This window comes from Streptomyces sp. NPDC014801 (genome assembly GCF_043082085.1).
Taxonomy (GTDB): domain Bacteria; phylum Actinomycetota; class Actinomycetes; order Streptomycetales; family Streptomycetaceae; genus Streptomyces.
Window position 1 is genome coordinate 91745 of the sequence record NZ_JBIBXG010000002.1, and the last position, 26239, is coordinate 117983.

General features: G+C 74.5%; 27 protein-coding genes. 17 read left to right on the forward strand and 10 right to left on the reverse strand.

Translation table 11 applies throughout. The annotated features are described in order from the left end of the window. Nucleotides 1-109: 109 nt before the first annotated feature. Both ACF1AL_RS03885 and ACF1AL_RS03890 read left to right on the forward strand, forming a co-directional pair. On the forward strand, nucleotides 110-997 hold the full coding sequence (locus tag ACF1AL_RS03885) for a hypothetical protein (RefSeq protein ID WP_391779994.1): 888 nt from the start codon (nucleotides 110-112) through the stop codon (nucleotides 995-997). A 13-nt stretch (nucleotides 998-1010) separates the two neighbouring features. After that, nucleotides 1011-1469, forward strand: coding sequence for a hypothetical protein (locus ACF1AL_RS03890; RefSeq protein WP_391705859.1), 459 nt, complete (start codon nucleotides 1011-1013; stop codon nucleotides 1467-1469). 188 nt (nucleotides 1470-1657) lie between these two features. Here ACF1AL_RS03890 and ACF1AL_RS03895 read toward each other — a convergent pair whose 3' ends face one another. The 3 genes from ACF1AL_RS03895 to ACF1AL_RS03905 all read right to left on the reverse strand — a co-directional run bounded on the left by ACF1AL_RS03895 (nucleotide 1658) and on the right by ACF1AL_RS03905 (nucleotide 5553). Further along, nucleotides 1658-2344: a restriction endonuclease gene (locus ACF1AL_RS03895; RefSeq protein WP_391779993.1), complete on the reverse strand. Its 687-nt coding sequence runs from the start codon at nucleotides 2342-2344 to the stop codon at nucleotides 1658-1660. A gap of 82 nt (nucleotides 2345-2426) precedes the next feature. Then, entirely contained in the window at nucleotides 2427-4001 is a 1575-nt protein-coding gene (locus ACF1AL_RS03900; RefSeq protein WP_391779992.1) for an amidohydrolase, read from the reverse strand. A gap of 64 nt (nucleotides 4002-4065) precedes the next feature. Next, nucleotides 4066-5553: an APC family permease gene (locus tag ACF1AL_RS03905; protein WP_386420630.1), complete on the reverse strand. Its 1488-nt coding sequence runs from the start codon at nucleotides 5551-5553 to the stop codon at nucleotides 4066-4068. Between the two features lie 142 nt (nucleotides 5554-5695). Between ACF1AL_RS03905 and ACF1AL_RS03910 the strand changes: the two genes are divergently transcribed. Next, a complete protein-coding gene (locus ACF1AL_RS03910; RefSeq protein WP_391661492.1) occupies nucleotides 5696-6313 on the forward strand; it encodes a TetR/AcrR family transcriptional regulator in 618 nt (205 codons plus the stop codon). A 12-nt stretch (nucleotides 6314-6325) separates the two neighbouring features. Here ACF1AL_RS03910 and ACF1AL_RS03915 read toward each other — a convergent pair whose 3' ends face one another. Continuing rightward, nucleotides 6326-6838 carry a hypothetical protein gene (locus ACF1AL_RS03915; RefSeq protein ID WP_391705872.1) on the reverse strand — a complete coding sequence of 171 codons (513 nt, stop codon included), beginning with the start codon at nucleotides 6836-6838 and terminating at the stop codon, nucleotides 6326-6328. A 161-nt stretch (nucleotides 6839-6999) separates the two neighbouring features. Between ACF1AL_RS03915 and ACF1AL_RS03920 the strand changes: the two genes are divergently transcribed. From ACF1AL_RS03920 to ACF1AL_RS03930, 3 genes are all read left to right on the forward strand, one after another. Beyond that, nucleotides 7000-7452: a luciferase family protein gene (locus tag ACF1AL_RS03920; RefSeq protein WP_391705875.1), complete on the forward strand. Its 453-nt coding sequence runs from the start codon at nucleotides 7000-7002 to the stop codon at nucleotides 7450-7452. A 210-nt stretch (nucleotides 7453-7662) separates the two neighbouring features. Beyond that, the gene (locus ACF1AL_RS03925; protein ID WP_366839642.1) at nucleotides 7663-7851 is read left to right on the forward strand and encodes a hypothetical protein; all 189 of its coding nucleotides are present in this window, start codon (nucleotides 7663-7665) and stop codon (nucleotides 7849-7851) included. Between the two features lie 225 nt (nucleotides 7852-8076). Further along, entirely contained in the window at nucleotides 8077-9522 is a 1446-nt protein-coding gene (locus tag ACF1AL_RS03930) for a glyceraldehyde-3-phosphate dehydrogenase (RefSeq protein ID WP_366839643.1), read from the forward strand. A gap of 63 nt (nucleotides 9523-9585) precedes the next feature. On the opposite strand, the gene ACF1AL_RS03935 is transcribed toward ACF1AL_RS03930, so the two are convergent. The 3 genes from ACF1AL_RS03935 to ACF1AL_RS03945 form a co-directional block, all read right to left on the reverse strand. Next, nucleotides 9586-10785 carry a GNAT family N-acetyltransferase gene (locus tag ACF1AL_RS03935; protein ID WP_391779991.1) on the reverse strand — a complete coding sequence of 400 codons (1200 nt, stop codon included), beginning with the start codon at nucleotides 10783-10785 and terminating at the stop codon, nucleotides 9586-9588. A 200-nt stretch (nucleotides 10786-10985) separates the two neighbouring features. Beyond that, the gene (locus ACF1AL_RS03940) at nucleotides 10986-11399 is read right to left on the reverse strand and encodes a VOC family protein (protein ID WP_391779990.1); all 414 of its coding nucleotides are present in this window, start codon (nucleotides 11397-11399) and stop codon (nucleotides 10986-10988) included. A gap of 83 nt (nucleotides 11400-11482) precedes the next feature. After that, nucleotides 11483-12340 (reverse strand): arylamine N-acetyltransferase, encoded by an 858-nt coding sequence (locus tag ACF1AL_RS03945; protein WP_391779989.1) that lies wholly within the window; start codon nucleotides 12338-12340, stop codon nucleotides 11483-11485. Nucleotides 12341-12626: 286 nt separating this feature from the next. Between ACF1AL_RS03945 and ACF1AL_RS03950 the strand changes: the two genes are divergently transcribed. Beyond that, complete coding sequence (locus ACF1AL_RS03950; protein WP_391779988.1) at nucleotides 12627-13061, forward strand: hypothetical protein; 435 nt, start codon at nucleotides 12627-12629, stop codon at nucleotides 13059-13061. A 46-nt stretch (nucleotides 13062-13107) separates the two neighbouring features. Here ACF1AL_RS03950 and ACF1AL_RS03955 read toward each other — a convergent pair whose 3' ends face one another. Continuing rightward, nucleotides 13108-13560 (reverse strand): RpiB/LacA/LacB family sugar-phosphate isomerase, encoded by a 453-nt coding sequence (locus ACF1AL_RS03955; RefSeq protein WP_366839648.1) that lies wholly within the window; start codon nucleotides 13558-13560, stop codon nucleotides 13108-13110. Between the two features lie 247 nt (nucleotides 13561-13807). On the opposite strand from ACF1AL_RS03955, the gene ACF1AL_RS03960 reads away from it, so the two are divergent. The 7 genes from ACF1AL_RS03960 to lpdA all read left to right on the forward strand — a co-directional run bounded on the left by ACF1AL_RS03960 (nucleotide 13808) and on the right by lpdA (nucleotide 22398). Further along, on the forward strand, nucleotides 13808-14806 hold the full coding sequence (locus tag ACF1AL_RS03960) for a thiamine pyrophosphate-dependent dehydrogenase E1 component subunit alpha (protein WP_366839649.1): 999 nt from the start codon (nucleotides 13808-13810) through the stop codon (nucleotides 14804-14806). Between the two features lie 27 nt (nucleotides 14807-14833). Further along, nucleotides 14834-15847, forward strand: a complete 1014-nt coding sequence (locus ACF1AL_RS03965; RefSeq protein WP_391779987.1) for an alpha-ketoacid dehydrogenase subunit beta — start codon at nucleotides 14834-14836, stop codon at nucleotides 15845-15847. A gap of 2 nt (nucleotides 15848-15849) precedes the next feature. Beyond that, nucleotides 15850-16971 (forward strand): acetoin dehydrogenase dihydrolipoyllysine-residue acetyltransferase subunit, encoded by a 1122-nt coding sequence (locus tag ACF1AL_RS03970; RefSeq protein ID WP_391779986.1) that lies wholly within the window; start codon nucleotides 15850-15852, stop codon nucleotides 16969-16971. Nucleotides 16972-17070: 99 nt separating this feature from the next. After that, nucleotides 17071-18114: a 2,3-butanediol dehydrogenase gene (locus ACF1AL_RS03975; protein WP_391779985.1), complete on the forward strand. Its 1044-nt coding sequence runs from the start codon at nucleotides 17071-17073 to the stop codon at nucleotides 18112-18114. A 145-nt stretch (nucleotides 18115-18259) separates the two neighbouring features. Then, nucleotides 18260-19711 carry a GAF domain-containing protein gene (locus ACF1AL_RS03980; RefSeq protein WP_391780044.1) on the forward strand — a complete coding sequence of 484 codons (1452 nt, stop codon included), beginning with the start codon at nucleotides 18260-18262 and terminating at the stop codon, nucleotides 19709-19711. Nucleotides 19712-20072: 361 nt separating this feature from the next. Further along, on the forward strand, nucleotides 20073-21047 hold the full coding sequence (gene lipA / locus ACF1AL_RS03985; protein WP_391779984.1) for a lipoyl synthase: 975 nt from the start codon (nucleotides 20073-20075) through the stop codon (nucleotides 21045-21047). Next, nucleotides 21034-22398, forward strand: coding sequence for a dihydrolipoyl dehydrogenase (gene lpdA, locus ACF1AL_RS03990; protein ID WP_391705894.1), 1365 nt, complete (start codon nucleotides 21034-21036; stop codon nucleotides 22396-22398). The genes lipA and lpdA overlap by 14 nt, the downstream gene beginning before the upstream one ends. 312 nt (nucleotides 22399-22710) lie before the next feature. Here the strand turns inward: lpdA and ACF1AL_RS03995 are convergent, their stop codons facing one another. Together ACF1AL_RS03995 and ACF1AL_RS04000 are read right to left on the reverse strand one after the other, a co-directional pair. Beyond that, the gene (locus ACF1AL_RS03995) at nucleotides 22711-23649 is read right to left on the reverse strand and encodes a M48 family metalloprotease (RefSeq protein WP_391659271.1); all 939 of its coding nucleotides are present in this window, start codon (nucleotides 23647-23649) and stop codon (nucleotides 22711-22713) included. Continuing rightward, on the reverse strand, nucleotides 23646-24014 hold the full coding sequence (locus ACF1AL_RS04000; protein WP_391779983.1) for a BlaI/MecI/CopY family transcriptional regulator: 369 nt from the start codon (nucleotides 24012-24014) through the stop codon (nucleotides 23646-23648). Before ACF1AL_RS04000 ends, ACF1AL_RS03995 begins: the two co-directional genes overlap by 4 nt. A gap of 107 nt (nucleotides 24015-24121) precedes the next feature. Between ACF1AL_RS04000 and ACF1AL_RS04005 the strand changes: the two genes are divergently transcribed. The 3 genes from ACF1AL_RS04005 to ACF1AL_RS04015 are packed head-to-tail and all read left to right on the forward strand — an operon-like array spanning nucleotide 24122 to nucleotide 26105. Beyond that, nucleotides 24122-24790 (forward strand): DedA family protein, encoded by a 669-nt coding sequence (locus ACF1AL_RS04005; protein WP_386420637.1) that lies wholly within the window; start codon nucleotides 24122-24124, stop codon nucleotides 24788-24790. Next, nucleotides 24787-25395: a phosphatase PAP2 family protein gene (locus tag ACF1AL_RS04010; protein ID WP_391659269.1), complete on the forward strand. Its 609-nt coding sequence runs from the start codon at nucleotides 24787-24789 to the stop codon at nucleotides 25393-25395. The genes ACF1AL_RS04005 and ACF1AL_RS04010 overlap by 4 nt, the downstream gene beginning before the upstream one ends. Continuing rightward, the gene (locus ACF1AL_RS04015; RefSeq protein WP_391705897.1) at nucleotides 25392-26105 is read left to right on the forward strand and encodes a phosphatase PAP2 family protein; all 714 of its coding nucleotides are present in this window, start codon (nucleotides 25392-25394) and stop codon (nucleotides 26103-26105) included. The genes ACF1AL_RS04010 and ACF1AL_RS04015 overlap by 4 nt, the downstream gene beginning before the upstream one ends. Nucleotides 26106-26239: the final 134 nt, after the last annotated feature.

Below are 26239 nucleotides of genomic sequence, written 5' to 3' on the forward strand. Positions count from 1 at the left end.
CGCGAGGTCGCCCGAGGATCCGTGCAGGAGCCTCACGAGGGCTTCACACAGCCTTTCGAAAGGCTCGTTAGCGTGACTGGCCGTCCGTATCACCGTCAGGAAGACGCAGATGGATTACTGCTCCTCGTGCCGTCGCCACCTCAACGGCGCCCTGGTGTGCCCCGGGTGCGGTGCCTACGCGCCGGACATCGACCCGGCCCTCGGCGCCGACTCCCTCGGCCCCGCGCCGTCCGCAGGGCGGGTGTCCCTGCCCGGACCGCCGGCCTCAGGCCCGGTGGGCACCGCCGCGGCCTGGGAGACGGCGGCCGCGGCCTTCCCCGACGACGACGCCTCCCCGGGTGCGCCGGGCACCGTCGAGCAGGACGCGGACGTCGCCTTCGACGGCGGTACCGCGCCGACGGGCCGGGCCGCGCGGCGCCGGCAGCGGGCGCGCTGGCAGAAGAACCGGCGCCGGGCGGCGGTGGCGACCGCGGTCGCGCTGGTCGGCGGCGGCCTGACGGTGACCGCCCTGGACCGCGGCTCCGGCAGCCGGGCGCAGGCCGCCACCACCCCCGACGAGCGGAGCATGGGCGTCGCCGAGGAACCGGCGCAGGGGTACGCGCCGCCCGCCGGCCCCGGGCCGCGCGGTTCTGCCGCCCCCTCCGCGCCGGGCCGTACGGCGGGATCCGCGCCCTCGGCGGGGCACACGGACGCCGCCTCGGCACCGAGCGCGGCACCGGCGACCCGCGTCCGGCCGCAGAGCGCGGTCCCGGCGCAGCCGGTGGCCCACGCCGCTCCCCAGCCGCACGCCGTCGTGCCGCGGCAGCCGTCCGGCGTCCAGGACACCGTCCCCGCCGGCGGCACGTCGACGCCGCCTGCCACGCAGCCCACGGCGCCGTCCGGCTCCGGCGGCGGCACCGCCCCGACCGCGCCCGCCCCCGCGCCCACGGCGACCTCGCCGTCGAGCACGACGCCGTCGCAGGACCAGCTGTGCCTGCTCGTGGTGTGCCTCGGCTGACGGGCGGCCGTCCATGACGCGCCCTCACGAGGTGCGCCTGCACCGCATGGGCCGCTGGTGGGCGCTCGACGTCCCCGGCCATGGCCTGCACAGCCAGTGCCGCACGCTGGACGAGGCGGAGGACCTGGCCCGCGCCCTGCTCGCCGAGGCCCTCGGCACCCGGCCGGACCAGGTCGCGGTGCGTCTGGTGGTCCCGGAGCTGGCGCCCGAGCTGGACGCGGTCGCGGGAGCGCGCCGGCGCCGGGAGGCCGCGGTGGCCGCGGAGCGCGAGGCGGTCGCGACGGCCGTGCGGATCCTGGTCGACACGCTGGGGGTCGGTCCGGGCGACGTGGGGCGGCTGCTGGGGCTGAGCCCCGACGAGGTCGCCCGCCTCACCCCCCGCCGCACGTCCCGTGCGGCCGCGGCCCACCTCACGCGCGTCCCGCCGCCCGGCATACCACGCCCGCGCGCCACCGCGCCGCACCACCCGTAAGGCGTTCCGCACGGAATCCCGGTCGCCGCGGCAGCAGGCCGGCTGCCCCTCAGCCGCAGACGGACCCGCGCGGTGGCGGGCCCGGTCTCCTCGCCGGATCCGTGCGGCGAGGCCGGTGACCCGTTCCGTTCCGTGCCGTGCCCTGCAGTTCCCTGCCGTGCCGTTCCGTGCCGCGGGTGGGCGTGCGGCTACTTCCCGTAGGCCTGTCGCCAACGCGCCCGGTGGCGGGTGTCGCCCTGGCCGCGGCCGTTCAGCGCGCCGAGCGCCGGCAGGGGGGTGCCCTGGTGCCACAGGCCGAGGAGGTCGCGGTGGACGGCGAGGATCCCGTTGTGGCGGGCGAAGTCCTCGGCGGGACGGCTGAACCGGGTGGTCGTGACGAACACGGCGACGTCGGCGCCGAAATGCACCTTCGCGCCGAGCAGATCGCGCAGTTCACGGCTGGCCACGGTGCGGCTCGGGGCGTAGCGCTTGCACTGGACGACCATCGTCCGCCCGTCGGGGAGCCGCCCGACCACGTCGGCGCCGCCGTCGTAGGCGCCGCCGACGCGCCGCACCCGCGTGCATCCGTCGCGCCGGCACAGAGCGGCGACCAGCTCCTCGAACTCGCCCCCGGTCAGCGCGTCGACGGCGGCGAGGCCGCGCCGGCCCGCCTCGACCGCCTCCTCCCACCGCCACCGCCGGTCGAGCCGGCGCACGCCGCGGTCGGTGCGCCACAGCCACCAGCCGGCCGCCGCGAGTGCCGCGACCAGGGCGGCACCGAGGGCGTACGGCCACCCGGCGGACGCGCCCACCAGCACCAGGGCGGCCAGGCCGCCGCCGTACGCCGCCGTCCCGCGCCCGCGGGCGGACCCGCCGCGTCCACGCCCTGCCGCCACGCCGCCTCCCCTGCCGTCGTACCGGCAGTGTGGGTGGGGCGGCGCGGCGGCGGTGAGGCGCGCGTCGGCCAACTGTGGGCGCTCAGACGGCCGTTCGGTGCACGATGTGGCCGCCGGTCACGGTCAGCGGCACGGGCGCGTCGGCGACCTCGTCGGCCGGGGCGTCGACCGGGTCGACGCCGAGCGCGGTGAGGTCGGCGCGCAGGCCGACGGCGATCCGCCCGGCGACGGCCTGCTCACCGGCGGCGAGGGCCGCGTGGGTGGTGCAGCCCTCCAGGGCCTGCAGGCCCGTCAGCCCGGCGCGGTCGGAGGCGGCACCGCGCGGTGCGCGGGCGGTGGCGAGGACCGCGCGGGCGTCGTAGTGGGCGATGGGCCAGTCGGAGCCGAGGGCGAGGACCGCGCCGGCGTCCCGCAGATCGCGCAGCCGCCAGGCGCGCCCGGCGCGGTCCCGGCCCAGCCGGGTGGACCACTCGTCGGTGCGATCGGGGCGGGTGTAGGCGGTGTGCGGGGGCTGCATGGAGGCGATCACGCCGAGCGCGGTGAAGCGGCCGACGATGTCGTCGGGCACGGACTCGATGTGCTCGATCCGGTGCGCGAACCGGGCGTCCTCCCCCAGGGTCTCGACGGTGTCCAGGACGTGCCGGACGGCCGCGTCGCCGATGGCGTGGGTGGCGGTGCGCACCCCGGCGCGGTGCAGGAAGCGGACGGCGTCGCTGTAGGCCTCGGGGTCGGGCCAGAACGCCTCGGTGCCCTGGCCGTGGCAGTCGGGGTGCTCCAGCCAGGCGGTACCGCCCTCGACGGTGCCGTCCATGAAGAACTTCACGCCCCCGACCCGCCAGTGCCGTCCGCCGCGCTGCTGGAGTGCGACCAGTTCCTCCAGGGCGGCGCGGTCGGCGCCCGGCATGCACCAGGGCGCGAAGCGCAGCCGTACCGGCAGGACGGTCTCCGCCGCGACGGCGTCCAGCAGATCGGTGTCCCCGCCGTCCATGACGTGGGCGCCGGTGAGGCCGGTGGCGGCCATGCCGGTCAGCAACTCGACCAGCCGCGCCCGCCGTTCGGCGTACGGCAGCCGGGGCGCGACCTCGTGGACGAGGTCCATGGCGGCGTGCTCGACGAGGTGCCCGGTGAGCCGGCCGTCGGCGTCGGTGGCGATGGTGGAGCGCTGGGCGAAGGCGCGCGGGCCGGTGATGCCGGCGGCCTTCAGGGCCGTGCCGGAGGCGAGGGCGGAGTGGCCGTCGTACAGGCGCAGGAAGGCCGGGGCACCGTCCAGGACGTCCTCGATGAGGGCGCGGTCGACGGGGCGGCCGCCGAAGACGTTGTGGTCCAGGCCCCAGCCGAGGACCCAGCCGTCGGTGCGGGGCGCCGTGGCGAGCGCGGCGCGCAGGCCTTCGAGGTCGCGGACGTGGGAGAGGTCGGTGCCGCTGGTCATCTCCAGGCCCCACACCGGGTGGCTGTGGCCGTCCACCAGGCCCGGCACCAGCGAGGCGCCGTGCAGGTCCACGACCTCCGTGCCGGTCCCGCACCAGTCGCGTACGTCGCTGTCGTCGCCGACGGCGGCGATGACTCCGTCGCGTACGGCGACCGCACGGGCCTCGGGGCGGTCCGGGTCGAGGGTGCGGACGCGGGCGCCGGTGAGGACGAGGTCGGCGGTGGGCATGGATCTCCTTGCGCTCGAACGGGCCGGGACGGGACGGGTGGTCCCGGCGGGAGGGTGGTCGGGGTCAGTCGCGGACGAGGGCGGCCGGTGCGGGGCCGGCGTCCACGGGATCGCCGCCGGGTTCGGCCGCGAAGCCGGCGTACACCTCGGGGCGGTGTCGGCGCAGCCAGCCGGCGAGCGCGAGGCCGAGCAGGAACACGGCCGGGACGACGGCGGCGAGGACGGTGTTCACGGTCGCGGAGGCGCCGGTGAACAGGTCGAGGTGGGTGATCACCAGGGCGATGGCGGTGGCCAGGAGCACCACGGCGGCCACGGGCGCGACCACGGTGCGCAGGACGCCCTCGCTGTGGCGGACGCGCCGGAAGTAGCAGGGGATGGCGAGCGCCGCCAGCAGTTGCAGCGCCAGCAGGCCGAGCATGCCGGGGGTGTTGACCCACAGCAGCAGCTGTCCGTACGGGTCGGCGCCGGCCGCGGCGAAGGCGACGACGACGAGCGCGCCGAGCACGGTCTGGGCGATCCCGGCGACGTAGGGCGAGCCGTGGCGGGAGTGGACGCGGGCCAGCGCCTTGGGCAGGACGCCCTCCTCGGCGAGGGCGAGGCCGTAGCGGTTGATGGCGTTGTGGAAGGAGAGCAGGGACGCGAGGACGCTGGTGACGATCAGGACATGCATGACGTCGGACGCCCAGCCGCCGACGTAGGTGGTGATGGCGGAGAAGAACAGCCCGGCGGGGTCCTTGCCGGCCGCCTCGACGACGTGGCTGTCGCCGAAGGCCTGGATCGCGATCCACACGACGAAGGCGTAGAAGAGGCCGAGGAAGCCGACGGCGATGTACGTGGCGCGGGGCACCGTGCGGTCGGGGTCGCGGGCCTCGCGGCGGTAGATGACGGTCGACTCGAAGCCGGTGAACGCGGCGAAGGCGAACGCGAGGACGGCGGCGGTGCCGGGCACGAACACGTTGCCGGGGGCGAAGGAGGCCGCGGACAGGCCGTGCGCGCCGCCCTTGAGCAGCACTCCGGCGGCGAGGAGGACGAGGATGCCGGTCTCGGCGACCAGCAGCACGCCGAGCACCTTGGCGCCGAAGTCGATGGAGCGGTAGCCGCCGTAGCCGATGAGCAGCAGGCCGGCGAGGGACACGGGCAGCCAGGGCACGTGGGTGCCGGACAGCGCCTGCACGGTGTCGCGGGTGGCGGTGCCGAGGAGGCCGTAGACGCCGATCTCCATGCCGTTGTAGCCGATCAGGGCGAGCAGGGCGGCTCCCACGCCGACGCGGCGGCCGAGGCCGCGGGTGATGTAGGCGTAGAAGGCGCCGCCGCCGTGCACATGGCGGCTCAGGGTGGTGAAGCCGATCGCGAAGACGGCGAGGGTGACCCCGGCGATCAGATAGCCGACCGGGGCGCCGATGCCGCCGAGCAGGATCGCGAGCGGGGCGACACCGGCCATGACGGTCAGCGGGGCGGCGGCGGAGACGACGAAGAACGCGATGTCGGCGGTGCCGAGCGAGCCGCTTCTCAGCGACGCGGCGGGCGGGGGCGAGGCGGGGGTGTCGGGCACGGCGGAGCCATTCTGAGCTGCGGGCAGGGGGCAGGGCACGGGCGTACGGGGTCTCCGGCGCCGTAAACCGAAAGGCTTTCGGTTTGCGCAATGTAACCTCCTCTTCAGACAGCTGGGAAGACCCCGAGGAGAACGAGAAGACATGGGACGGCCGCGCACACCCCTGCTGGACCGGGAGCGCATCACCAGCACCGCGCTGGAACTCGTGGACGAGCAGGGGGAGTTCAGCGTTCCGCAGATCGCGCGACGGCTCGGGGTGCAGACCGGCTCCGTCTACCACCACGTGGACGGCCGCGACGGCATCGTGGAGCTGCTGCGTGAGCGGGTGGCGCGGTCCATCGACATCACCACGCTCGACGCGCGCCCCTGGGACGCGGCGCTGGCGGGGTGGGCCCGCGCCTACCGGGCCGCGTTCGCGGCGCACCCGAAGGCCATCCCGCTGCTGATGACGAACCCCGTGCGGGCCCCGCGGGTGCTCCAGCAGTACGAACGGGCCGTCACCCTGCTGCAGTCCGCGGGCTTTCCCACCGCCGAGGTCATGCCGGTGCTCGTCGCGCTGGAGAACGTGGTGCTGGGCTCCGCGCTCGACCTGGCCGCCCCCGAGGCCATGTGGGAGATCGCCGACGCCTCGGCCACCCCACGGCTGGCCGAGGCGCTGGACGCGGCCGGCCCGCACCGGGCCGACCGCGCCTTCGATCTCGCGTTGGAGGCGTTCCTGGCCCACGCCCGGCGCAGGCTGGAGGAATGCCGGGAGGAGTGACAGGGGGACGTGTCAGCGGCAGACGTTGCGGTGCTGGACGTCCAGGACGAAGCGCTGCGGGAAGTGGTGAACGGCGGTGCGGTAGTGCGGCTTGCTGTGGAAGGCGGCGCCGAAGGAGACCACGCCTTCGAAGTCACCGGTCAGGGCGAGCCCCCGCAACTGCGGCAGACGGAGGGTGACCAGGCGCGGCCCCTGGTACACCGAGCGGCCGGCCGGGGTGTGCGCCGCGGCCGGGGAGAGCCTGATGGACAGGAAGTGGTGTCCCGGAAGCGGAACCTTCTTTCCCGAGGCGTCGTAGCGGAGTTGGCCGACCGGGGTCACGGTGATGCGGGGCGTCTTGCCCCGGATGTCGATGACGATCCGGTCGTAGGTGCAGTGACCGGCCCAGCGGGCGTTGGTGACCAGCGCGGTGGCCGGCACCGTGGACTGCGGGGCGGCGGAGGCGGATGCGGAGGCCGTGGCGCCGGCCACGGACAGAGTGAGAAGCGTGGCCGCCACGGCGGCCGTACGGCGTGGATGGTTCATGACGCCCCCCGGTGTCTTCCTGAGAGGGGACCGATGTGTCACTAGGAGGGACATTCCGGCCAAGCCGACGGTTGCACGCTTTGGTGCCCGTTCAGGCTGCGGTTCGGTTACGTCTTGCTCACACCTTGGTGGCCGGGCCGTAAGCACTCCATGATGAGCGCATGACGTTGGCCCTGCGAGCCATGGACCGGCTGGCGAACTGGGCGGATCTCTCCGAGGCCGCCCCCAGTTGCGGCACCGGCCGCGCACTGCGTTCCCCCCAGGCCGAGATCGCCCACTTCCACACCGACCGCGACGTCGACCTGCACCTGACCACCTGGGCCATACGGCGCTTCGAGCAGGACCTCGGCAGCGCGACCGCGGTCCGGCTGGTGCCGGGGGCGCAGTGGGTGACGGTGCGCCTGGAGGTCGACACGGACATCGACCTGCTGATGACCCTGGTCAGCCTGGCCCTGCGGGCGCACCAGCGCGGTCCCGTGCCCCGTGACGCGGCGCCCGCCCGCTGCACGGCGGGTCCCGGCGCCCCGGTGCGGCACGGCGGCGGCATTCCGGTCCAGCCGGGCGCCGCCGACCGGGGCGGGCTGCGGGGCCGCACGCGGTCCCATCACCCCTGATCCCGGCCCCCGCCCCGCACGGCACGCCGCCCAGCACGGCGCGCCGCCCAGCACGGCACGCCGCCCCGATCGCGGCCGGACGCCCCTCCCCGGCGCCGACCTGCGGCGACTCTGCGTGACGTCACCCGACTGGCCGCGAGAAGGGGCCGGGGCAGCGCCCCCGTGCTCGGATGGAATGGTCCCTCCCCATTCCGAACCGAGGTAGCTGAGATGCACGAGATGTGGTGCGGCGCAGACACCCGGGGTGAACCGGTGTGGCACGTCCTGACGACCGACAAGACCTCCACGCTGTGCGGAATGGCGAGACGGGAGGAGAAACCCCGCGGCTCCGAGGAGACCGACAAGCACTGTTTCCCCTGCATGAAGACCTTCCAGGAGGCCGTGCAGGCGACCATGTGAGCGCACGGCACCGGGGCGAGTGCCGGGCCCGGCGGCCCGGCCTGCCGTTGCGGGCGGGCCTGCCGTTGCGGGCGGGCCTGCCGTTGCCGGCTGGCCCGGTGGCACGGTCCTGAGCCGGCGGCACCGTCCTGAGTCGTGCCGGCGGGCGTCGCACGGGACCACCTGACAGAGCAAACGGGCGATGCGGTTAGCATATGAGCGCCACCTAGCTCGAAAGTTGGACCCGTGACTGTCAACGACGACTCGTTCACCAACTGGAACCACCGCGAGGAGATCGCGGAGTCGATGATCCCGATCATCGGGAAGCTGCACCGGGAGCGGGACGTGACGGTCCTGCTGCACAGCCGTTCCCTGGTGAACAAGTCGGTGGTCAGCATCCTCAAGACCCACCGATTCGCCCGTCAGATCGCCGGTGAGGAACTCTCGGTCACCGAGACGATGCCCTTCCTGCAGGCGCTCACCACCCTGGACCTCGGCCCGTCCCAGATCGACATCGGCATGCTCGCCGCGACGTACAAGAGCGACGACCGCGGCCTGAGCATCGAGCAGTTCACCGCCGAGGCCGTCGCCGGCGCCACCGGCGCGAACAAGATCGAGCGCCGCGAGGGACGCGACGTCGTCCTCTACGGCTTCGGCCGCATCGGCCGCCTCGTCGCCCGCCTGCTGATCGAGAAGGCCGGTTCCGGCAACGGCCTGCGGCTGCGCGCGATCGTGGTGCGCGGCGGAGGCGCCCAGGACATCGTCAAGCGCGCCTCGCTGCTGCGCCGCGACTCCATCCACGGCCAGTTCCAGGGCACCATCACCGTGGACGAGGAGAACAGCACGATCCTCGCCAACGGCAACGAGATCAAGGTGATCTACGCCAACGACCCGAGCGAGGTCGACTACACGGCGTACGGCATCAAGAACGCGATCCTCATCGACAACACCGGCAAGTGGCGGGACCGCGAGGGCCTCTCGCAGCACCTGCGTCCGGGCATCGACAAGGTCGTGCTGACCGCCCCGGGCAAGGGCGACGTCCCGAACATCGTGCACGGCGTCAACCACGACACGATCAAGCCCGACGAGCAGATCCTGTCCTGCGCCTCGTGCACGACCAACGCGATCGTGCCGCCGCTGAAGGCGATGGACGACGAGTACGGCGTGCTGCGCGGCCACGTGGAGACCGTCCACTCGTTCACCAACGACCAGAACCTGCTGGACAACTACCACAAGTCCGAGCGCCGCGGCCGCTCCGCGCCGCTGAACATGGTCATCACCGAGACCGGTGCCGCCTCCGCCGTCGCCAAGGCCCTGCCGGACCTCAAGGCGCGGATCACGGGCAGCTCGATCCGCGTGCCCGTGCCGGACGTCTCCATCGCGATCCTCAACCTGCAGCTGGCCCGCGAGACCAGCCGCGAGGAGGTCCTGGAGTACCTGCGGGACGTGTCGCTGACCTCTCCGCTGCGCCGCCAGATCGACTTCATCAGCGCGCCCGACGCGGTCTCCAGCGACTTCATCGGCTCGCGCCACGCGTCGATCGTGGACGCCGGTGCCACCAAGGTCGAGGGCGACAACGCGATCCTGTACCTGTGGTACGACAACGAGTTCGGCTACTCGTGCCAGGTCATCCGGGTCGTCCAGCACGTCTCGGGCGTCGAGTACCCGACGTACCCCGCGCCGGCGGTCTGATCCTCACGACGGCGACCAGGCCGGTGTCCCCTCGCGGGGCGCCGGCCTGCGGCGTACCCGGGGTCAGTCGCCGCCTGGCTCCCGGCGGGCCTGGGGGCGCAGGCTGCCGACGGTCCTCAGCAGGCGGTCGGCGGGCTCGCGCAGGGCGGGGTGGGCGAGCACGGTGTTGCGCAGGCCCCGCACCGGGCGGCGCACCAGCCGGTGAGCGGCGCCCACCGGGTGCGCCCGGGTGGCGAAGCCCTCGGCGACCAGCAGGTCACGGGTCTTGAGCCAGTCCTTGTACTCCTTCTCGCCGCGCCCCCAGTCCACCAGCCGCACCCCCTCGTGCCGGGCCGCCTCGGTCAGCCGCAGATGCATCAGCAGGCCCGGCGAGTAGCGGTGGCAGTCGGGGTCGTAGGCGGTGAACCAGGCGGCGAGCACCGTGCGCGAGCGCGGTCCGAAGTGCACGGCCACCGGCCGCTCCCCGGCGTACAGGACGGACATCACACCGGTGAAGTAGGCCTCGCGGACCTGGAACAGGTACTCCACCAGGTCGACGATCCACGGGCGGGCGAACCGGTCCATCCGGCCGGTGCGGCGGTACTGGGCGGACTTCCAGCGCATGAGCGTGCGCAGCACCCGCGGATCGCGGTCGTCGAAGACGAACCGGACCTCCCCCACGTCACGCCCCAGCCGCCGCTCCTTCTTCAGGGTCGTCTTGGCGTGTCCGGGGTAGGTGGCGCGCAGCCACTCGGACCAGCTGTCGTCGCCGGGCTCCAGGTCGATCACCGGGGAGGCGAAGGTGCCGGTGATCGCGTGCTCGAACGGCTTCTGCTCCGCGACCAGATGGTCGAACTCGAAGCTGGCGAGCCCGCAGGCCCGCAGCAGCTCCTGGCTGTCCCAGCCGACCCCGGGCCGGTGCACCAGGGCCTGGCAGTCGGACAGGCCGAGCCCGATCGCCCGGCCGACGCCGAGGGCGCCGCGCTCGTGGGGGAAGAAGCCGACGGGCTCGCCGTCCTCGTGCAGGACGGCCACCCGGGCCCCGCCCCGGTACTTGCCGACGCCGATCGCGAACTCCGGTGACAGGAACGGGTTGGCGTACTCGGGCGACTCGTCCATCGCCCGGTGCCAGGCCCGTCCGAGGGACTGGGTCAGCTCGCCCGTTCTCAGGACCGTGATCTCCGCCGCGCCCCGGCCGGCCTTGGGCGCGGTCCGCCCGGACCGCACCGCAGGCGCGTCCGTGGTCCCGGTCCTGCTCTCCGCGGCGTTGCTGACGGATCGCATGCGATCGCTCCCCCATCCCCCCATGACGCGGACGGCCGAGAAGCAGACTTCTCGACCTTGACCAAACGTCGCGGGAGTATGCGCCCGTTGTCAACCCTTTGCGCCGTATGGGAACAGAAACGTGGTTCCCGCCAGGGGAGATGACGGGCCGTCAGCGCCAGTGGACGCGGACGAGCCACGGGAGAGCGACGGAGGTCGGCTCAGCCCTGCGACTGGACGATGTCGATCATCCAGGGCACGCCGAACCGGTCGGTGCACATGCCGAAGACGTCGCCCCACGCCTGCTTGTCCAGCGGGACCGTCACCGACGCGTCCGCGGACAGCTTCTCCCAGTAGCCGCGCAGCTCGGCCTCGTCGTCGCCGCTGACGCTCACGGAGATGGTGTCGCCCGCGGCGCGCTGCATCTCGGGCGGATTGTCGGCGGCCATGAGCGTGAAGCCGGCGGACGTCTCCAGCATGCCGTGCATGATCTTGTCGGCCTGCGCGGCGTCCGGGTGCCCGAAGTCACCGTAGGTGTTCAGCGTGAGCGTGCCGCCGAAGACCTGCTGGTAGAACTCCAGCGCCTGCCGGGCGTCGCCGGAGAAGCCGAGATAGGGGTTGAGACGCGAGGCCATGGAAACCTCCCCGAACGGGGCGAGTGGTCGGATACCGGCAGACTAGCGCCGGGCACCGACAACGGCCCGCCGGAGCGAGCCGGTCAGGGCCGGGCGAGCAGCGTCAGCCCGTCCGGCGCCGTGATCCGGAACTCCTCGTCCAGCACCCGGCGGACCTCGGCCTCGTCGGCGAGCTCGCGCTCGGTGACGGTGCCGTCCGCGTGGGTCGTGGTCAGCAGGCGGTCGTCGAGGGCGAGATGGCCGTCACCGGTCAGGCGCTGCACATAGGCCCGCCGGCTGAACGGTGAGCGCGGGTGGGTCGCGATGTACCAGTTGATGACCTCGAAGTCGGGGTGCTCGAAGGGCTCGGTGGTGAACGCGTACTGCGCCTCCCAGCCGCCGCCCGCGCCGCCGGGAGCCTCGCCCTTGTCCGGCCGGTGCACCTCGAGCACCCACAGGGGCAGCGGCCCGCGGTGCGGGACCTTGACCAGGCGGTGGCGCCGCCCGCCGTCGTGGAACTCCACGCCGGCCGTGAGCGGCACCGCCTCCAGCAGGGCGCCGATCGCCCCGAACCCGACGTCGGCGAGGTAGGGCTGCGGATCGTCCGGGACCTCGACGAGCAGGGCCATGTGCGTGCGGGGGCGGCTCTCCGGCCGGTCGGCGCCCACCACGACACGGGCGGCCAGGCGGGTCACCCGGAAGCCGAGGGCCTCCAGCGCGTGGGCGAAGAGCGTGTTGTGCTCGTAGCAGTAGCCGCCGCGCCGGCTGTGCAGCATCTTCGCCGTCAGGTCGGGGAGGGCGAGGGAGGGGGCGGTGCCGCCGAGGGCGTCCAGGTTCTCGAACGGGATGCCCCGCATATGGGCCAGGTGCACGCCGCGCAGCGTCGCGGCGTCCGGCCGGCGCTCTCCCCGCCAGGCGATGCGGTCGAGGTAGGTGTCGAGATCGAACTCGTTGTCGGACATGCCCCCACCCTAAAGATCGCTCCCCGCGCCCGTCGGCGGTCTGTGGTCCGGGCCCCGGCCGGGACTTTGGTCCTAGTCCGGGTGTTCCGGGCGTCCGGGCCCTGCCGGACGGTGCTCCCGGCGCCCCCGGCCCGCCTGCGGCCCAGGTCCCCGCTCACCGACCCCGCCGCACGCACCGCCCGGCCCGTCCGGCACACTCGGAGACCGAGATGCGTGTACGCACCACGGGGCACCGTCGGGCGCGACGCGGCTCGACGACCGACGTACGACCCCTCGGAGACCTCGCATGAACGCAGTACCGGCCGCGATCGCGGGCGCCGCGGTCTTCACCTGGCTGGGCATGGTGCTGGCCATCTCGTTCCTGGAGGCGCCGCTGAAGTTCCGCGCGCCGGGCGTGACGGTGGCGCTGGGTCTGGGCATCGGCCGTCTGGTCTTCCGCGCGCTGAACACCGTCGAGGCCGTCCTGGCCGTGGCCGTCGCGGTGGCCGTCGCCGCGGGGTCGCCCGGCGCGTCGGTCACCACGCTGACCGCGGTCGCCGTGCTGCTGCTGGTGGTGCAGCTCGCGGCGGTCCGTCCGGTGCTCAACCGGCGCAGCGACGGCGTCCTCGCCGGTGAGGAGGCGCCTCGCTCCCGCGCCCACTTCGTCTACATCGCCCTCGAACTGCTGAAGGTGATCGCCCTCATCGCCCTGGGCGTGACGGCCCTGGCCACGGCCGTCTGAGACCGGCCGGCCCGCACGGCGTCCAGGGGGCCGACGGGGACGAGGGTCACGCGCCGCGCGCGGCGTCCAGGCGGCCGACCCGGGACAGGTTCTCCCGGTCCTCGGGGTCGTCGCCGGGCTGGGCGGCGAACCAGGCGTCGAGGATCTCCTTGAGCAGCGGCTCGGAGGTCAGGCGCAGGCTGAGGGCGAGCACATTGGCGTCGTTCCAGCGGCGGGCGCCGTCGGCCGTGTAGGCGTCGGTGCACAGGGCGGCCCGCACGCCGGGCACCTTGTTCGCGGCGATCGAGGCGCCGGTGCCGGTCCAGCAGCACACGACCGCCTGCTCGGCGCGCCCCTCGGCGACCTCGCGCGCGGCGGCCTCCGAGCAGGCCGCCCACTGCGGGTCGTCACCGGGCCGCAGCGCCCCGTACGCCACCACCTCGTGGCCGCGCCGCCCCAGCTCGGCGACCAGGGCGCGGGCCACGGGTTCGTCCATGTCCGAGGAGACCGAGATCCGCATACCGCGGAGCCTACAGCGGCGGGGACGCGGCCCGCAGCGGCGCGGTCCGGCCGTCCGCCGGAGCCGGCGCGGGCGCCCGCGTCCCGGCCGGACCGGGGGGCGCTGCAACCTTCTGCAACCCTTGTTGGCCTCCTCGGCGGAGATCACATTGGCCACACCGCAGTCACCTGCGCGTAGCACGGCCCTCACACAGCGGCAATGAACCCTTCCCCCCGCCGTACCCGCGACTCCGTTCGAGGAGACCCGTATGACCGACACACTGCCCGCCCGCCCGGCGCCCGATCTGGACGAGAAGGCGCTGCTGCGGGCCTACCGCACGATGCGGACGATCCGCGTGTTCGAAGAGCGCCTGCACGAGGAGTTCGCCACCGGCGACATCCCCGGGTTCGTCCACCTGTACGCGGGCGAGGAGGCCTCCGCGACCGGGGTGTGCATGAACCTCGACGACGACCGCGACTCCATCTCCAGCACGCACCGCGGCCACGGCCACTGCATCGCCAAGAACGTCGACGTCAAGGAGATGATGGCCGAGATCTACGGCCGCACCACCGGCTCCTGTCACGGCAAGGGCGGCTCGATGCACATCGCCGACCTGAGCAAGGGCATGCTCGGCGCGAACGGCATCGTCGGCGGCGGCCCGCCGCTGATCTGCGGCACCGCCCTCGCGGCCAAGCTGCGCGGCGACGGCGGCGTGGGCGTGGCCTTCTTCGGCGACGGCGGCAGCAACCAGGGCACCACGCTGGAATCGCTGAACCTGGCGACGGTGTGGAACCTGCCGGCCGTGTTCGTCGCCGAGAACAACGGCTACGCCGAGGCCACGTCCAGTGCGTGGTCGGTCGGCGGCGGGTCCATCGCCGCCCGTGCGGCCGCGTTCGGCATGCCGGGCACGGTCGTCGACGGCTTCGACTTCTTCGCCGTGTACGACGCGGCCCGCGAGGCCGTCGAGCGCGCCCGGACCGGTGGCGGCCCGACCCTGATCGAGGTCCGGCTCACCCGCTACTACGGCCACTTCGAGGGCGACCAGCAGACGTACCGGTCGACCGAGGTCGCCGAGGCGCGGGAGAGGCTCGACTGCCTCAAGCGGTTCCGCTCCCGGGTGACGGCCGAGGGACTGCTCGCGGACGACCAGCTCGACCAGGTCGACGCCGAGGTGGCCCGCCTGATCGACGAGTCCGTCGCGGAGGCCAAGGCGGCCCCCCTGCCGACCGAGGCCGACCTGCGGACCGACGTCTACATCTCCTACTGACCGACCTGACGGACTTAAGGACACACCGTGGCACGCACGATCAGTTACCGCGAGGCCCTCAACGAGGCGCTGGCCCAGGAGATGGAGCGCGACGAGTCGGTCATCGTCCTCGGCGAGGACAACGCCGGCGGCGCGGGCGCCCCCGGCGAGCCCGACGCCTGGGGCGGCGTCCTCGGCGTCACCAAGGGGCTGTACGGCAAGTTCCCCGGCCGGGTGCTGGACACCCCGATCTCGGAGTCGGCGTTCATCGGCGCGGCGGTGGGCGCCGCCACCCGTGGGCTGCGGCCGGTGGCCGAGCTGATGTTCATCGACTTCATGGGCGTCTGCTTCGACCAGATCTTCAACCAGGCGGCGAAGTTCCGGTACATGTTCGGCGGCAAGGCCGTCACCCCGGTCGTCATCCGCGCGATGTACGGCGCCGGACTGCGGGCGGCGGCCCAGCACTCGCAGGCGCTGTACCCGCTGTTCACCAACATCCCCGGCCTCAAGGTCGTCGTCCCCTCCTCGCCGTACGAGGCGAAGGGGCTGCTGATCCAGTCGATCCGGGACGACGACCCGGTGATCTTCTGCGAGCACAAGGCGATGTACGACACCGTCGGCGAGGTGCCCGAGGAGAGCTACACCATCCCCTTCGGCGAGGCCAACGTGGTGCGCGACGGCGACGACGTGACGATCGTGGCGCTCGGCCGGATGGTCTCCGTCGCCGTCGAGGCCGCCGAGGAGCTGGCCCGGGCCGGCATCCAGTGCGAGGTGATCGACCCGCGCACGACCAGCCCGCTGGACGCCGACACGATCATCGAGAGCGTGGAGAACACCGGGCGGCTGATCGTCGTGGACGAGTCGACCCCGCGGTGCAGCATGGCCACGGACATCTCCGCGCTGATCGCCAAGGAGGCGTTCGGTTCCCTGCGCGCCCCGATCGAGACGGTCACCGCTCCGCACACGCCGGTGCCCTTCAGCCCCGTACTGGAGGACCTGTACGTGCCGGACGCGCAACGGGTCGTCAACGCGGTCAAGTCGGTGACGGACTGGGAGCGTTGATCATGGCGGACGAGCGCATCGGCATCGTCACGATGCCCAAGTGGGGCCTGTCGATGAAGACCGGCAAGATCATGGAGTGGGTCGTCGCCGTGGGCGACGAGGTCGAGGAGGGCGACGACCTCGCCGAGATCGACACCGACAAGATCGCCGGCACCCTGGAGTCCACGCACGCGGGCGTGGTGCGCCATCTGGTCGTCGAGGCCGGCGCGGACGCCCCCGTGGGCTGTCCCATCGCGGTCGTGGCACCGGCGGAGGTGCCGCAGGACGAGATCGACGAGGTCGTGCGGGCCGCCGAGGAGCAGCTGGCGCGCGGTCCCGTGGACGAGGACGACGGGCCGCGGCAGCGGACGGTCGAGGTGGACGGCCGGTCGATCGCGTACACCACGCTCGGCGACGGCGAGGACGTGGTCGTCCTGGTGCACGGCTACGGCGGCGACAAGAACTCCTGGCTGTTCGTGCAGGAACCGCTGTCCCAGGGCCGTACCGTGCACGCCCTGGACCTGCCCGGCCACGGCGACTCGGCCAAGGACGTCGGCGACGGCGCCCTGACCACGCTCGCCGGTACCGTGCTCGGCTTCCTCGACGCGCTCGGCGTCGAACAGGCGCATCTGGTCGGGCACTCGATGGGCGGGGCCGTGGTCACCGCCGCGGCGGCCGCCGCACCGGACCGGGTGCGGTCGCTGACGCTGGTCTCGCCGGCCGGGTTCGGGCCGGAGATCGACGCCGGCTATCTGCGCGGCTTCGCGAGCGCCGGGTCGCGCCGCGAGCTGAAACCGCATCTGCTGAAGCTGTTCGCCGACGAGGGCCAGGTCACCCGCCAACTCGTCGACGACCTGCTGAAGTACAAGCGCCTGGACGGTGTGGACCGCGCCCTGCACACCCTGCTCGGCACACTGCTGGACGGCGACGGGCCGGCGATCGACGCCCATCCCCTGCTGGCCAAGGCGAACGTGCCCACGGTGGTGGTGTGGGGCCGCGCCGACCAGGTGCTCCCCGTGTCCAACGCCGCCTCGTTCGAGGAGAGCGTGCGCGTCCATGTCGCCGACGGGGCCGGTCACATGGCCCACATGGAGGCGCCCGCGGCCGTCATCGCCGCCGTGGAGGAGGCCACGCGCGGCGCGTGACGCCGCCCCGGGCCGCCCGCCGCGCCGACGCGGTACCCGCGCCGGGCGCGGCGGGCGGCCCACCCCCACCATCCGACATCCACCGGCAAGGACGACATCATGCGCGCAGCTGTGTACCGGGGACGCGAGCACGTCACCCTCGACGACGTACCCGAACCGGAGTGCCCACCCGGACACGTCAAGATCCGGGTCGCGCACAACGGCATCTGCGGGACGGACCTGCACGAGTACTACGCCGGGCCGATCTTCTTCCCCACCGAGCCCCACCCGCTGACCGGGATGCGCCTGCCGCTGGTCATGGGCCACGAGTTCTCCGGGACGGTGGCCGAGACCGGTGACGGCGTCCGCTCGGTGGCCGTGGGCGACCGGGTCGCCGTGGAGCCCATCTACCGGTGCGGCAGCTGCCCGCCGTGTCAGGAGGGCCGGTACAACGTGTGCCGGGACATCGGCTTCCACGGGCTGATGGCGCACGGCGGCATGGCCGAGTACACCGTCGTCCCCGAGCGGATGCTGCACCGGCTGCCCGAGGAGGTGAGCCCGGAACTCGGCGCCCTGGTCGAGCCGATGGCCGTCGCCTCGCACGCCGCACGGCTGGGCGGAGCCGAACCCGGTGAGCACGCCGTGGTGTTCGGGGCGGGACCGATCGGCATCGGGCTGTGGTTCGCGCTGCGCGGCGAGGGCATCGAGGACATCACGGTGGTGGAGCCGTCCGCCGAGCGGCGTGCCGCGCTCCTCGCCCTCGGCGCGAGTGACGTGATCGATCCGCGGGAGACGGACCCGGTCCGGCACGTGCGGGAGCGGACGAAGAACCGCGGCGCGGCGGCCGCCTTCGACGCGGCGGGCGTGGAGGCCAGTGTGGACGCGGCGCTGGGCTGCGTGGGAGCGCACCGGCCGGTGGTCTCGGTGGCCGTGTACGAACGCCCGCTGAGCACCGACCTGCTCAAGCTGGTGCTGTCCGAGAGCCGCATCCAGGGCTCGCTGTGCTACACCTCCGACGACTACCGCCGCGTGATCGGCCTGATGGCCGAGGGCCACTACGTCACCGACGGATGGGTGGAGCACATCCCGCTGGAACAGCTGCACGAGGAGGGCTTCGCCGCGCTGCGCGCCGGCGCGAAGATGAAGGTCCTCGTGGACCTGTGACCCGGCGGCCCGCGGTGCGGTCGGGTGGACGGCGACGAAGGGTTTACGGCACTGTGCGGCTGACGCACCATTGAGGTGCCCGGCGGCCGGATTCGCCGCAGATGTCGGTCAAGGACGACTGGAGAGGAGCGTGCGCCCTGTGCACCTGGACCCAGCGGTCCCGCCCGGGGGCACCGACCCCCGCCAGTACGCCCGGCTGCTCGCCCGGGCGCACGAGGCGGTGCTGAGCGGCGAGGCACCGCCGGCGTCGCCCCGCCCGGTGATCCAGGAGTCCTGGCAGCGCATGCTGGCCACCGGCGTCGACCCCGACCGCGGCGCGGACACCGGCCCGCTGAGTGTCGAGGAGGTCGAGCACCAGCGCCGCACCTGCGGACTGAGCGAGGTGCTGGACACCCTGCGCGGCAGCCTGCTGTCGATCGCCGACGCCTCCTGGCACATCCTGGTGATCGCCGACCCCGAGGGGCGCGTGCTCTGGCGGGGCGGCAGCCGCGCGGTGCTCACCCGGGCGCAGTCCCTGGGCTTCGTCGAAGGGGCGTCGTGGTCGGAGAGCGCGGTCGGCACCAACGCGATCGGCACCGCGCTGGTGGCCCGGCGCCCGGTGCAGGTCCACTCGGCGGAGCACTTCGTGCGCACCCACCACGCCTGGACCTGCGCGGCCGCCCCGATCCGCAGCCCCCGTGACGGCCGGCTGCTCGGCGTCATCGACGTCAGCGGCCCCGCCTCCACCTTCCATCCGAGCACCCTGGCCCTGGTCGACGCGGTCGGCCGGCTGGCCGAGGCCGAGCTGCGCACCGCGCACCTCGGCGATCTGGAACGCCTGCGGGCCGTCGCCGCTCCGGTGCTGGCCCGCATCCCGGACCGGGCGGTGGTCGCCGACCGGCACGGCTGGGTGGCCGCCGTGTCCGGGCTGGCCCCCGTCGACCGGGTCACCCTCCCGGTCACCGTGCAGGACGGCCAGGTCTGGCTGCCCACACTGGGGCGGTGCGCCGTCGAACCGCTGCCCGGCGGCTGGCTGCTGCGCGTGATGGAGGAGGAGAGCGCGGCGCCGACCCGGATCGTCCTCGACGTACGGCAGCCGCGGCAGGCGTCCCTCACCGTGGAGGGCCCGAGCGGCACCTGGACGCACGAGCTCAGCCCGCGCCACGCCGAAGTGCTGCTCGTCCTCGCCGAGCATCCCGCGGGCCGTACGGCGGCGCAGCTGGCGGACGACCTCTTCGGCGACCCCGGCCGCACGGTCACGGTGCGGGCCGAGGTGTCCCGGCTGCGGCGGCAGCTCGCCGGGCTGCTCCAGCACCGGCCCTACCGGTTCGCCGACGGGGCGCGGATCGAGGTCGTCCGCCCGGACGACCCCAGCCGGCTCCTCCCGCACTCCACCGCCCCGGCGGTGTGCCGCCTGCGCCGCACGGCGGAGGCCGGGCGGGCGGCGGCGCGGGACGGGAAGGCGGGCGAGCGGGCGGAACCGCGGCCCCCGAAGCCGGGTGAGCGGGAGCCTGCGGGCGCGCCCGCCGAGCCTGGTGGGGCGCCTGCCGAGGCGACGGCTGCGCCCACCGCACTCGCCGACGCCGACGCCGACGCTCTGGCGGGCGCCGGCCGGTAACACCCTGCCGGCCTCCTGGCCCGGCCTTCCGCGGACTCGCCTCCCTCCCTGGATTCGCCCTGCCCATCCGCGGACTCGCTCCCTCCGTGGACTCGCCCTGCCCATCCGCGGACTCGCCTCCCTCCGTGGGTTCACCCTGCCCTTCTCCGGACTCGTCCGACCTTCTGCGGACTGGCCCGGCCCCCCTGCGGGCTCGCCCGACCCCTCCCCGGACTCCTCGGCGGCCCCCTCCCCCGGGCCGGCGGGCGCAACCTCCTGCAACGGTTGGCCCGCCACGCGGCGGCCGGGACAGTGACGGTGTCCGCGGCCGTTCGGGGCCGCTGCCGGGGCCGGACCGCCGGCCCGAGGGGAGCGTGGAGAGATGACCGTCGCGCCGGACGGGCGCAGGCTGTTGCGCGTCGAGGCCCGCAACAGCCGCTCGCCGATCGAGGCCAAACCCCCGTGGATCCGCACCCGGGTGCGGACGGGCCCGGAGTACCACCGCCTGCTGAACCTGGTCGAGCGCGAGGGCCTGCACACGGTGTGCCAGGAGGCGGCCTGCCCCAACATCTTCGAGTGCTGGGAGGACCGCGAGGCCACCTTCCTGATCGGCGGCGACCGGTGCACCCGGCGCTGCGACTTCTGCCAGATCGACACGGGCCGGCCGGCCCCGCTCGACCGGGACGAACCCCGCCGGGTCGCCGCGTCGGTGGTCGCCATGGGCCTGCGGTACGCCACCGTCACCGGCGTGGCCCGCGACGACCTGCCCGACGGCGGGTCCTGGCTCTACGCCGAGACGGTCCGCGCGATCCACACGGAGAGCCCGGGGACGGCGGTGGAGCTGCTGATCCCGGACTTCGGCGGCCACCCGGACCGGCTCGCCGAGGTCTTCGCGGCGCGCCCGGAGGTGCTCGCGCACAACGTGGAGACGGTGCCCCGGGTCTTCCGGCGGGTGCGGCCCGGCTTCCGCTACGAGTGCTCGCTGGACGTGCTCGCCCGGGCGCGGGCGGCCGGGCTGGTGACGAAGTCGAACCTCATCCTGGGCATGGGCGAGGAGCCGGAGGAGGTCGCCCCGGCCCTGCGGGACCTGTACGACGCCGGGTGCGAGCTGGTCACCGTCACGCAGTATCTGCGGCCCTCGCCCCGGCACCTGCCGGTGCGGCGGTGGGTCCGCCCGGAGGAGTTCGCACGGCACCGGGAGGCGGCCGAGGCGATCGGCTTCGCCGGTGTCCTGTCCGGACCGCTGGTCCGCTCCTCCTACCGCGCCGGACGCCTCTACGCCCAGGCGATCGCGTCCCGCACCCCGTACATCGAGACGACCGAGAACCCCGACAGGAGTACCCGTGAACCACGCTGACCTCGTGATCCTCGGCGGCGGATCGGGCGGCTACGCCTGTGCCTTCCGCGCCGCCCAGCTCGGGCTGTCCGTGACCCTCGTGGAGAAGGACAAGCTCGGCGGGACCTGCCTGCACCGGGGCTGCATCCCGACCAAGGCGCTGCTGCACGCCGCGGAGGTCGCCGACACCGCGCGCGACGGCGACCGGTTCGGGGTGAAGTCGTCGGTGGAGGGCATCGACCTCACCGCCGTGCACGCCTACAAGGACGGTGTGGTGGACCGGCTGTACCGGGGCCTGCGGGGCCTCGCCGAGGAGCGCGGCGTCACCGTGGTGGAGGCGGCCGGCACCCTCGTCGCGCCCGGCACGGTGGAGGCCGGCGGGCAACGCCACCGGGGCCGGCACGTGGTGCTCGCCACCGGGTCGTACGCGAGGAGCCTGCCCGGGCTGGAGGTGGGCGGGCCGGTCGTCACCAGCGACCAGGCGCTGGAGCTGGACACGGTGCCGGAGCGGGCCGTGGTGCTGGGCGGCGGGGTGATCGGCGTGGAGTTCGCCAGCGTGTGGCGCTCCTTCGGCGCGGAGGTCACCGTCGTGGAGGCGCTGCCGCGGCTGGTGCCGGGCGAGGACGCGTTCGCCTCGAAGGCGCTGGCCCGGGCCTTCCGCCGGCGCGGCATCAAGGTCCGGACGGGCGCCCGGTTCGAGCGGGTGGTGCGCGACGGCGACGCGGTGGCGGTCGTCCTGGACTCCGGGGAGCGCCTGGAGGCCGACGTCCTGCTGGTCGCGGTGGGGCGCGGCCCCCACTCGGCCGGGCACGGCTACGAGCAGGCGGGAGTGGCCCTCGACGACGGGTACGTGGTCACCGACGAGCGGCTGCGGACGAGCCTGCCGGGGGTGTACGCGGTGGGCGACCTGGTGCGCGGTCCGCAGCTGGCGCACCGGGGGTTCCAGCACGGCATCTTCGTGGCCGAGGACATCGCCGGGCTGAATCCGGCCCCGGTGCGCGACGCCGATCTGCCTCGGGTGACGTACTGCACCCCGGAGATCGCGTCGGTCGGCCTCACCGAGGAGGCGGCGGCGCAGGCGTACGGCGGTGCGGAGACCGTGACGTACGACCTGGCCGGCAACGGCAGGTCGCAGATCCTGGGGACCGCCGGCGGCATCAAACTGGTCAGGGCTCCGGGCGGGCCGGTCGTCGGCGTGACGATGGTCGGTGAGCGTGTCGGTGAGCTCGTCGGCGAGGCCCAGGTCATCTGCGGCACGCGGGCGGACGTCGACGATCTGGCGCGGCTGGTGCACGCGCACCCGACGCAGAACGAGGCGCTCGGCGAGGCCCTGCTGGCGATGGCCGGCAAGCCGCTGCACGCGCACGGCTAGGACCGCTGCGAGCATCCCGCCGGCCCCGCAGCGATCGGCGGACGACCCTGCCGGTCGGCGGTCGGCTCCTCGCGGTCGCCGACGGTCCTGGCGCTCGGCGGGCCGACCCTCACGCTCGGCGGGCGGCTCATCGCGCTCGGCGCACCTGCCGGCAATCGGCGGACGGCCCTCGCGATCGGCGGACCTGCCCAGCGCTCGCCGGGCGTGCCCTCGCGCTCGCCGGGCGCGCTCGGAGACACGCCGGCGGGGAAACACACGCGAGAGGCATCACGCACCGCCGGGCCCGCCCGGGGACACCGCGAGGGCGACGGCTCAGGAGCCGCCCGGGAGGTCGCCCTGGGCGACCTCGATGTCCTGGTGGACGCCGAGCACGCCGGTCGCCGCGGTGGTGCAGGACAGCAGCGCGCAGGCGGCGACCAGGGCGGCGAGCCAGGAGACGGCGCGCCGGGGCCGTGCGGCCGGGGACAGGAGGGCGGCCACGCGCTGGGGCACCGGCCCGGTGGTGGCGGCGGGGGTCATCGCGGGCCGGGCCGTGTCCGCCTCGTGCGCGGCGAGGGCGGCGCGGGCGATGGCGCGCGCGGTGAGCCGGCGGTCGCCCACGGCGGTGGCGGCGGCCTCGTCGGCGGCGCGCTCGGCGGCCAGCCGGACGGCGTCGCGGACCGGCCGCAGGGCCGGGTGGCAGTGGGCGGCGAGCTCGGCGGCGGCCAGGAAGTAGTGGTGGCCGCCGGCGTTGTGGGCCCGCTCGTGCGCGAAGAGCGCCTCGCGTTCGCGCGCGTCGAGGCTGCGCAGCATGGCGGTCGTGACGACGATGCGCGGCGGCCGGCCGGGCAGCGCGTAGGCGTCGGGGCGCGGGGAGTCGACGACGCACAGATCGCCCGCCGGGGGCCGGCGCCCGGCCCGGGAGCGGGCGGTGCGCAGACCGGCGGCCTGCCGCAGGACCGAGCGGCCGAGGGCGAGGACGGCGAGCGTGAGCAGGCCGGCGGCCAGGGCGGCGAGCGGCAGGACCAGCCGCGCCGAGGGCGTGCGCAGCGGGTGCACGAGCTCGCCCAGCGCGGCGAAGGCGGGGATCTTGAGCAGCCCGGTCAGCGTGAGCGTGCCGAGCGCCGCGACGGTGCCGGCGGCGAGCAGCAGCGCCGAGACGGTGAGGGTCCACAGCGCGGCGACGGGCGCGCAGCGGTCTAGGATCCGGCGGGCCGGCGGGAGCGCCGCCCAGGGCAGGAGCAGGGGGATCAGCAGCAGGGCGATCCTCATGGGCTGTCCTCCAGCAGCCGGCGCAGGACCTGCTCGTCGTCCGGGCTGAGCTGGGCGACGAAGCGGGCCAGGACGGTCTCCCGGTCGCTGCCGCGGTCGAGCTCGCTGTGCATGCGCAGGGCGGTCAGGCCGTGCGTGTCCTGCACGGGGCGGTAGGCGTAGGCGCGGCCGTGCCGTTCCCGTTCCAGGGTGCCCTTCTCGTACAGGCGGGTCAGGATCGTCGTCACGGTGGTCCGGGCCAGGCCGGAGGCCAGTTCGGCCTGGACCTGGGCGGGCGTCAGCGGCGTGCCGGCGGCCCACAGGGCGGCCATCACGGCGGCCTCCAGCTCGCCGGCCGGCCGGCGTTCGTCCTTCTCGGCGCTCATGGGAACGATCCTCACCCCGCGATCGTCTACAGTGATGTAGACCGTCTACTTCATTGTAGACGGTCGGGTGCCCACGCATCCGGCCCCCCACGGAGAGGACCTTGCCGATGACCACACCCCTGGCTCTATCGTCGCAGCTCGCGGTGAATCCGCTGAATGCGCAGTCGCTGCTGGCGGCGTTCGGTGTGCTGGGCGTCGGCGTGGTGATGTTCGCCGAGACCGGCCTGCTGATCGGTTTCTTCCTGCCGGGCGACTCGCTGCTGTTCACGGCGGGCCTGCTGTGCACGGGGACAGGGGAGCACGGCGTGCGCCTGTCCCTGGGGCCGCTGCTGGCCGCCGCGGCGCTGGGCGCGCTGGCCGGTGCGCAGTGCGGCTATCTGATCGGCCGCCGGGCGGGCGGCGCCCTGCTGGCCCGCACCCGCTCGGCCCGCCTGCGGGAGGGTGCCGTGCGAGCCGAGGAGCTGCTCGCGCGCTACGGGCACGCGAAGGCCATCGTGCTGGCGAGATTCGTGCCGGTGGTGCGGACCGTGCTCAATCCGCTCGCGGGGGCGCTCGGCGTGCCGGCCCGGGTGTTCACCGTGTGGCAGGTGGCGGGTGGCCTGGTGTGGAGCATGGGCCTGACCCTGGCGGGATACGCGCTGGGCTCCTCCGTGCCGAACGTGGACCGCTATCTGCTGCCGCTGGTCGCCCTGATCGTGGCGGTGTCGCTGATCCCGCTGGCCTCGGAGCTGTACCGCGGCCACCGGCGGGCCAAGGCCAAGGAGGTCCGCGGATGACGGCCGCGTTCTCCGGAGCGTCGATCGACGGCTCCGCGTACCGGGACGTGGTGGACCTGGCGCACCGTTCGCCGGGCTGGCTGGACACCACGGTGGCGGTGTGGTCGGCGTACGGGCTGGCGCTGTTCGCCCTGCTGATGCTGGTGGGCTGGTGGCGGGCGCGCCGGGTGGGGGCCGCGGCGGCGGTGACGGCGCTCGCGGTGCCGGTGGTCGTGGTCGTGGCGTACGGCGTGAACGACGTGCTGAAGGCGCTCGTCCACGAGGACCGGCCCTGCCGCGGACTGCCGGTGCCGACCCTGGAGGCGTGTCCGGCGCACGGCGACTGGTCGTTCCCGAGCAACCACGCGGCGATCGCGGCGGCGGCCGCGGTGGCGCTGCTGTTCGTCTCCCGCCGGCTGGGCGCGCTGGCCTGCGCGGCGGCGGTCGCGATGGCGGCCTCCCGGGTCTGGGTCGGCGTGCACTACCCGCACGACGTGGTGACCGGCGTCGTCGTGGGCGCCCTCGTCGCGCTCGTCTGCATGGTGGTGCTGCGCGGCCGGTCGGTGGCGCTGGCGGGACGGCTGACGGCGGCCGCCGCCCTGCGCCCGCTGCTCTCCGCGTCATGAACCGCAGGGACGTCGCCGATCTCGCGGGCAGCGTCGGCGTCGGCGCGTGGGCGGCGTTCACGGTCCTGGCGCTGGTGGTCACCGGCCGGGCCGGCGCCCCGCTGTGGCTGGACCACGACTTTCTCCTACGGTCCCTCGGGCACCGCCCGGCCGTCGCCGTGGCGCTGGCCCGGGGTGTGACCGCCACGGGGACCGGAGTCGTCCCGTACCTGCTCGCCGCGCTGGCCGGCGCGATCGCGGGGCGCGGGGCGCGGCACCGGCTGATCGCCGCCGCCGGCTGCCTGGCCTGCCTCGGCCTGGGGCAGCTCCTGCGGTACGGCGTGATGGAGGCGATCCACCGGGCCCGCCCGCCGCAGGACGTCTGGACGGCGCACGCGAGCGGCTGGGCGTTCCCGTCCGGGCACACCACCACGTCCGCGGTGACCGCCGGTCTGCTGGTCCTCGCGCTGACCGTGCGCGCGCCGCGCGGCGGGACGGCGCTGCGGGTCGCGGTGTGCTGCTGGGCGCTGCTCGTCGGGGTGACGCGGGTCTACCTCGGCGTGCACTGGTTCACGGACGTCGTCGGGGGCTGGCTGTTCGCCGCCGGCTGGCTGGGCCTGTGCCTGTGCGTGGCCGCCCGCCTGCTGCCGGGGGCCTGCCTGACCACGGGGTCCGCACCCGCCCGGCGCCCGGCGCCCGAGGGCGCCCCCGGCGGCGCGCGCGATCGCTGACGGCCGCACGCCGGATGCGAAGGCCCGCGCCTCAGGCACCCCCCGCGGCCGTGGTCGCGGCACCTTTCGGTGCCGGCACCGGCCCCCGGGCGAGACCGGCCGGCCACGATCGGAGGAGGGCCCCCTGAGTGCCA

Bases quoted from the DNA above. Each gene is read 5' to 3' on its own strand.
- ACF1AL_RS03955 (WP_366839648.1), bottom strand. From the start codon at position 13,560: ATGCGGATCTCGGTCTCCTCGGACATGGACGAACCCGTGGCCCGCGCC.
- ACF1AL_RS03890 (WP_391705859.1), top strand. From the start codon at position 1,011: ATGACGCGCCCTCACGAGGTGCGCCTGCACCGCATGGGCCGCTGGTGG.
- ACF1AL_RS03910 (WP_391661492.1), top strand. From the start codon at position 5,696: ATGGGACGGCCGCGCACACCCCTGCTGGACCGGGAGCGCATCACCAGC.
- ACF1AL_RS03885 (WP_391779994.1), top strand. From the start codon at position 110: ATGGATTACTGCTCCTCGTGCCGTCGCCACCTCAACGGCGCCCTGGTG.
- ACF1AL_RS03945 (WP_391779989.1), bottom strand. From the start codon at position 12,340: ATGTCCGACAACGAGTTCGATCTCGACACCTACCTCGACCGCATCGCC.
- ACF1AL_RS03925 (WP_366839642.1), top strand. From the start codon at position 7,663: ATGCACGAGATGTGGTGCGGCGCAGACACCCGGGGTGAACCGGTGTGG.
- ACF1AL_RS03920 (WP_391705875.1), top strand. From the start codon at position 7,000: ATGACGTTGGCCCTGCGAGCCATGGACCGGCTGGCGAACTGGGCGGAT.
- ACF1AL_RS03975 (WP_391779985.1), top strand. From the start codon at position 17,071: ATGCGCGCAGCTGTGTACCGGGGACGCGAGCACGTCACCCTCGACGAC.
- ACF1AL_RS03970 (WP_391779986.1), top strand. From the start codon at position 15,850: ATGGCGGACGAGCGCATCGGCATCGTCACGATGCCCAAGTGGGGCCTG.
- ACF1AL_RS03935 (WP_391779991.1), bottom strand. From the start codon at position 10,785: ATGCGATCCGTCAGCAACGCCGCGGAGAGCAGGACCGGGACCACGGAC.
- ACF1AL_RS03995 (WP_391659271.1), bottom strand. From the start codon at position 23,649: ATGAGGATCGCCCTGCTGCTGATCCCCCTGCTCCTGCCCTGGGCGGCG.
- ACF1AL_RS04005 (WP_386420637.1), top strand. From the start codon at position 24,122: ATGACCACACCCCTGGCTCTATCGTCGCAGCTCGCGGTGAATCCGCTG.
- ACF1AL_RS03915 (WP_391705872.1), bottom strand. From the start codon at position 6,838: ATGAACCATCCACGCCGTACGGCCGCCGTGGCGGCCACGCTTCTCACT.
- ACF1AL_RS03900 (WP_391779992.1), bottom strand. From the start codon at position 4,001: ATGCCCACCGCCGACCTCGTCCTCACCGGCGCCCGCGTCCGCACCCTC.
- ACF1AL_RS04000 (WP_391779983.1), bottom strand. From the start codon at position 24,014: ATGAGCGCCGAGAAGGACGAACGCCGGCCGGCCGGCGAGCTGGAGGCC.
- ACF1AL_RS03940 (WP_391779990.1), bottom strand. From the start codon at position 11,399: ATGGCCTCGCGTCTCAACCCCTATCTCGGCTTCTCCGGCGACGCCCGG.
- ACF1AL_RS03950 (WP_391779988.1), top strand. From the start codon at position 12,627: ATGAACGCAGTACCGGCCGCGATCGCGGGCGCCGCGGTCTTCACCTGG.
- ACF1AL_RS03960 (WP_366839649.1), top strand. From the start codon at position 13,808: ATGACCGACACACTGCCCGCCCGCCCGGCGCCCGATCTGGACGAGAAG.
- ACF1AL_RS04010 (WP_391659269.1), top strand. From the start codon at position 24,787: ATGACGGCCGCGTTCTCCGGAGCGTCGATCGACGGCTCCGCGTACCGG.
- lipA (WP_391779984.1), top strand. From the start codon at position 20,073: ATGACCGTCGCGCCGGACGGGCGCAGGCTGTTGCGCGTCGAGGCCCGC.
- ACF1AL_RS04015 (WP_391705897.1), top strand. From the start codon at position 25,392: ATGAACCGCAGGGACGTCGCCGATCTCGCGGGCAGCGTCGGCGTCGGC.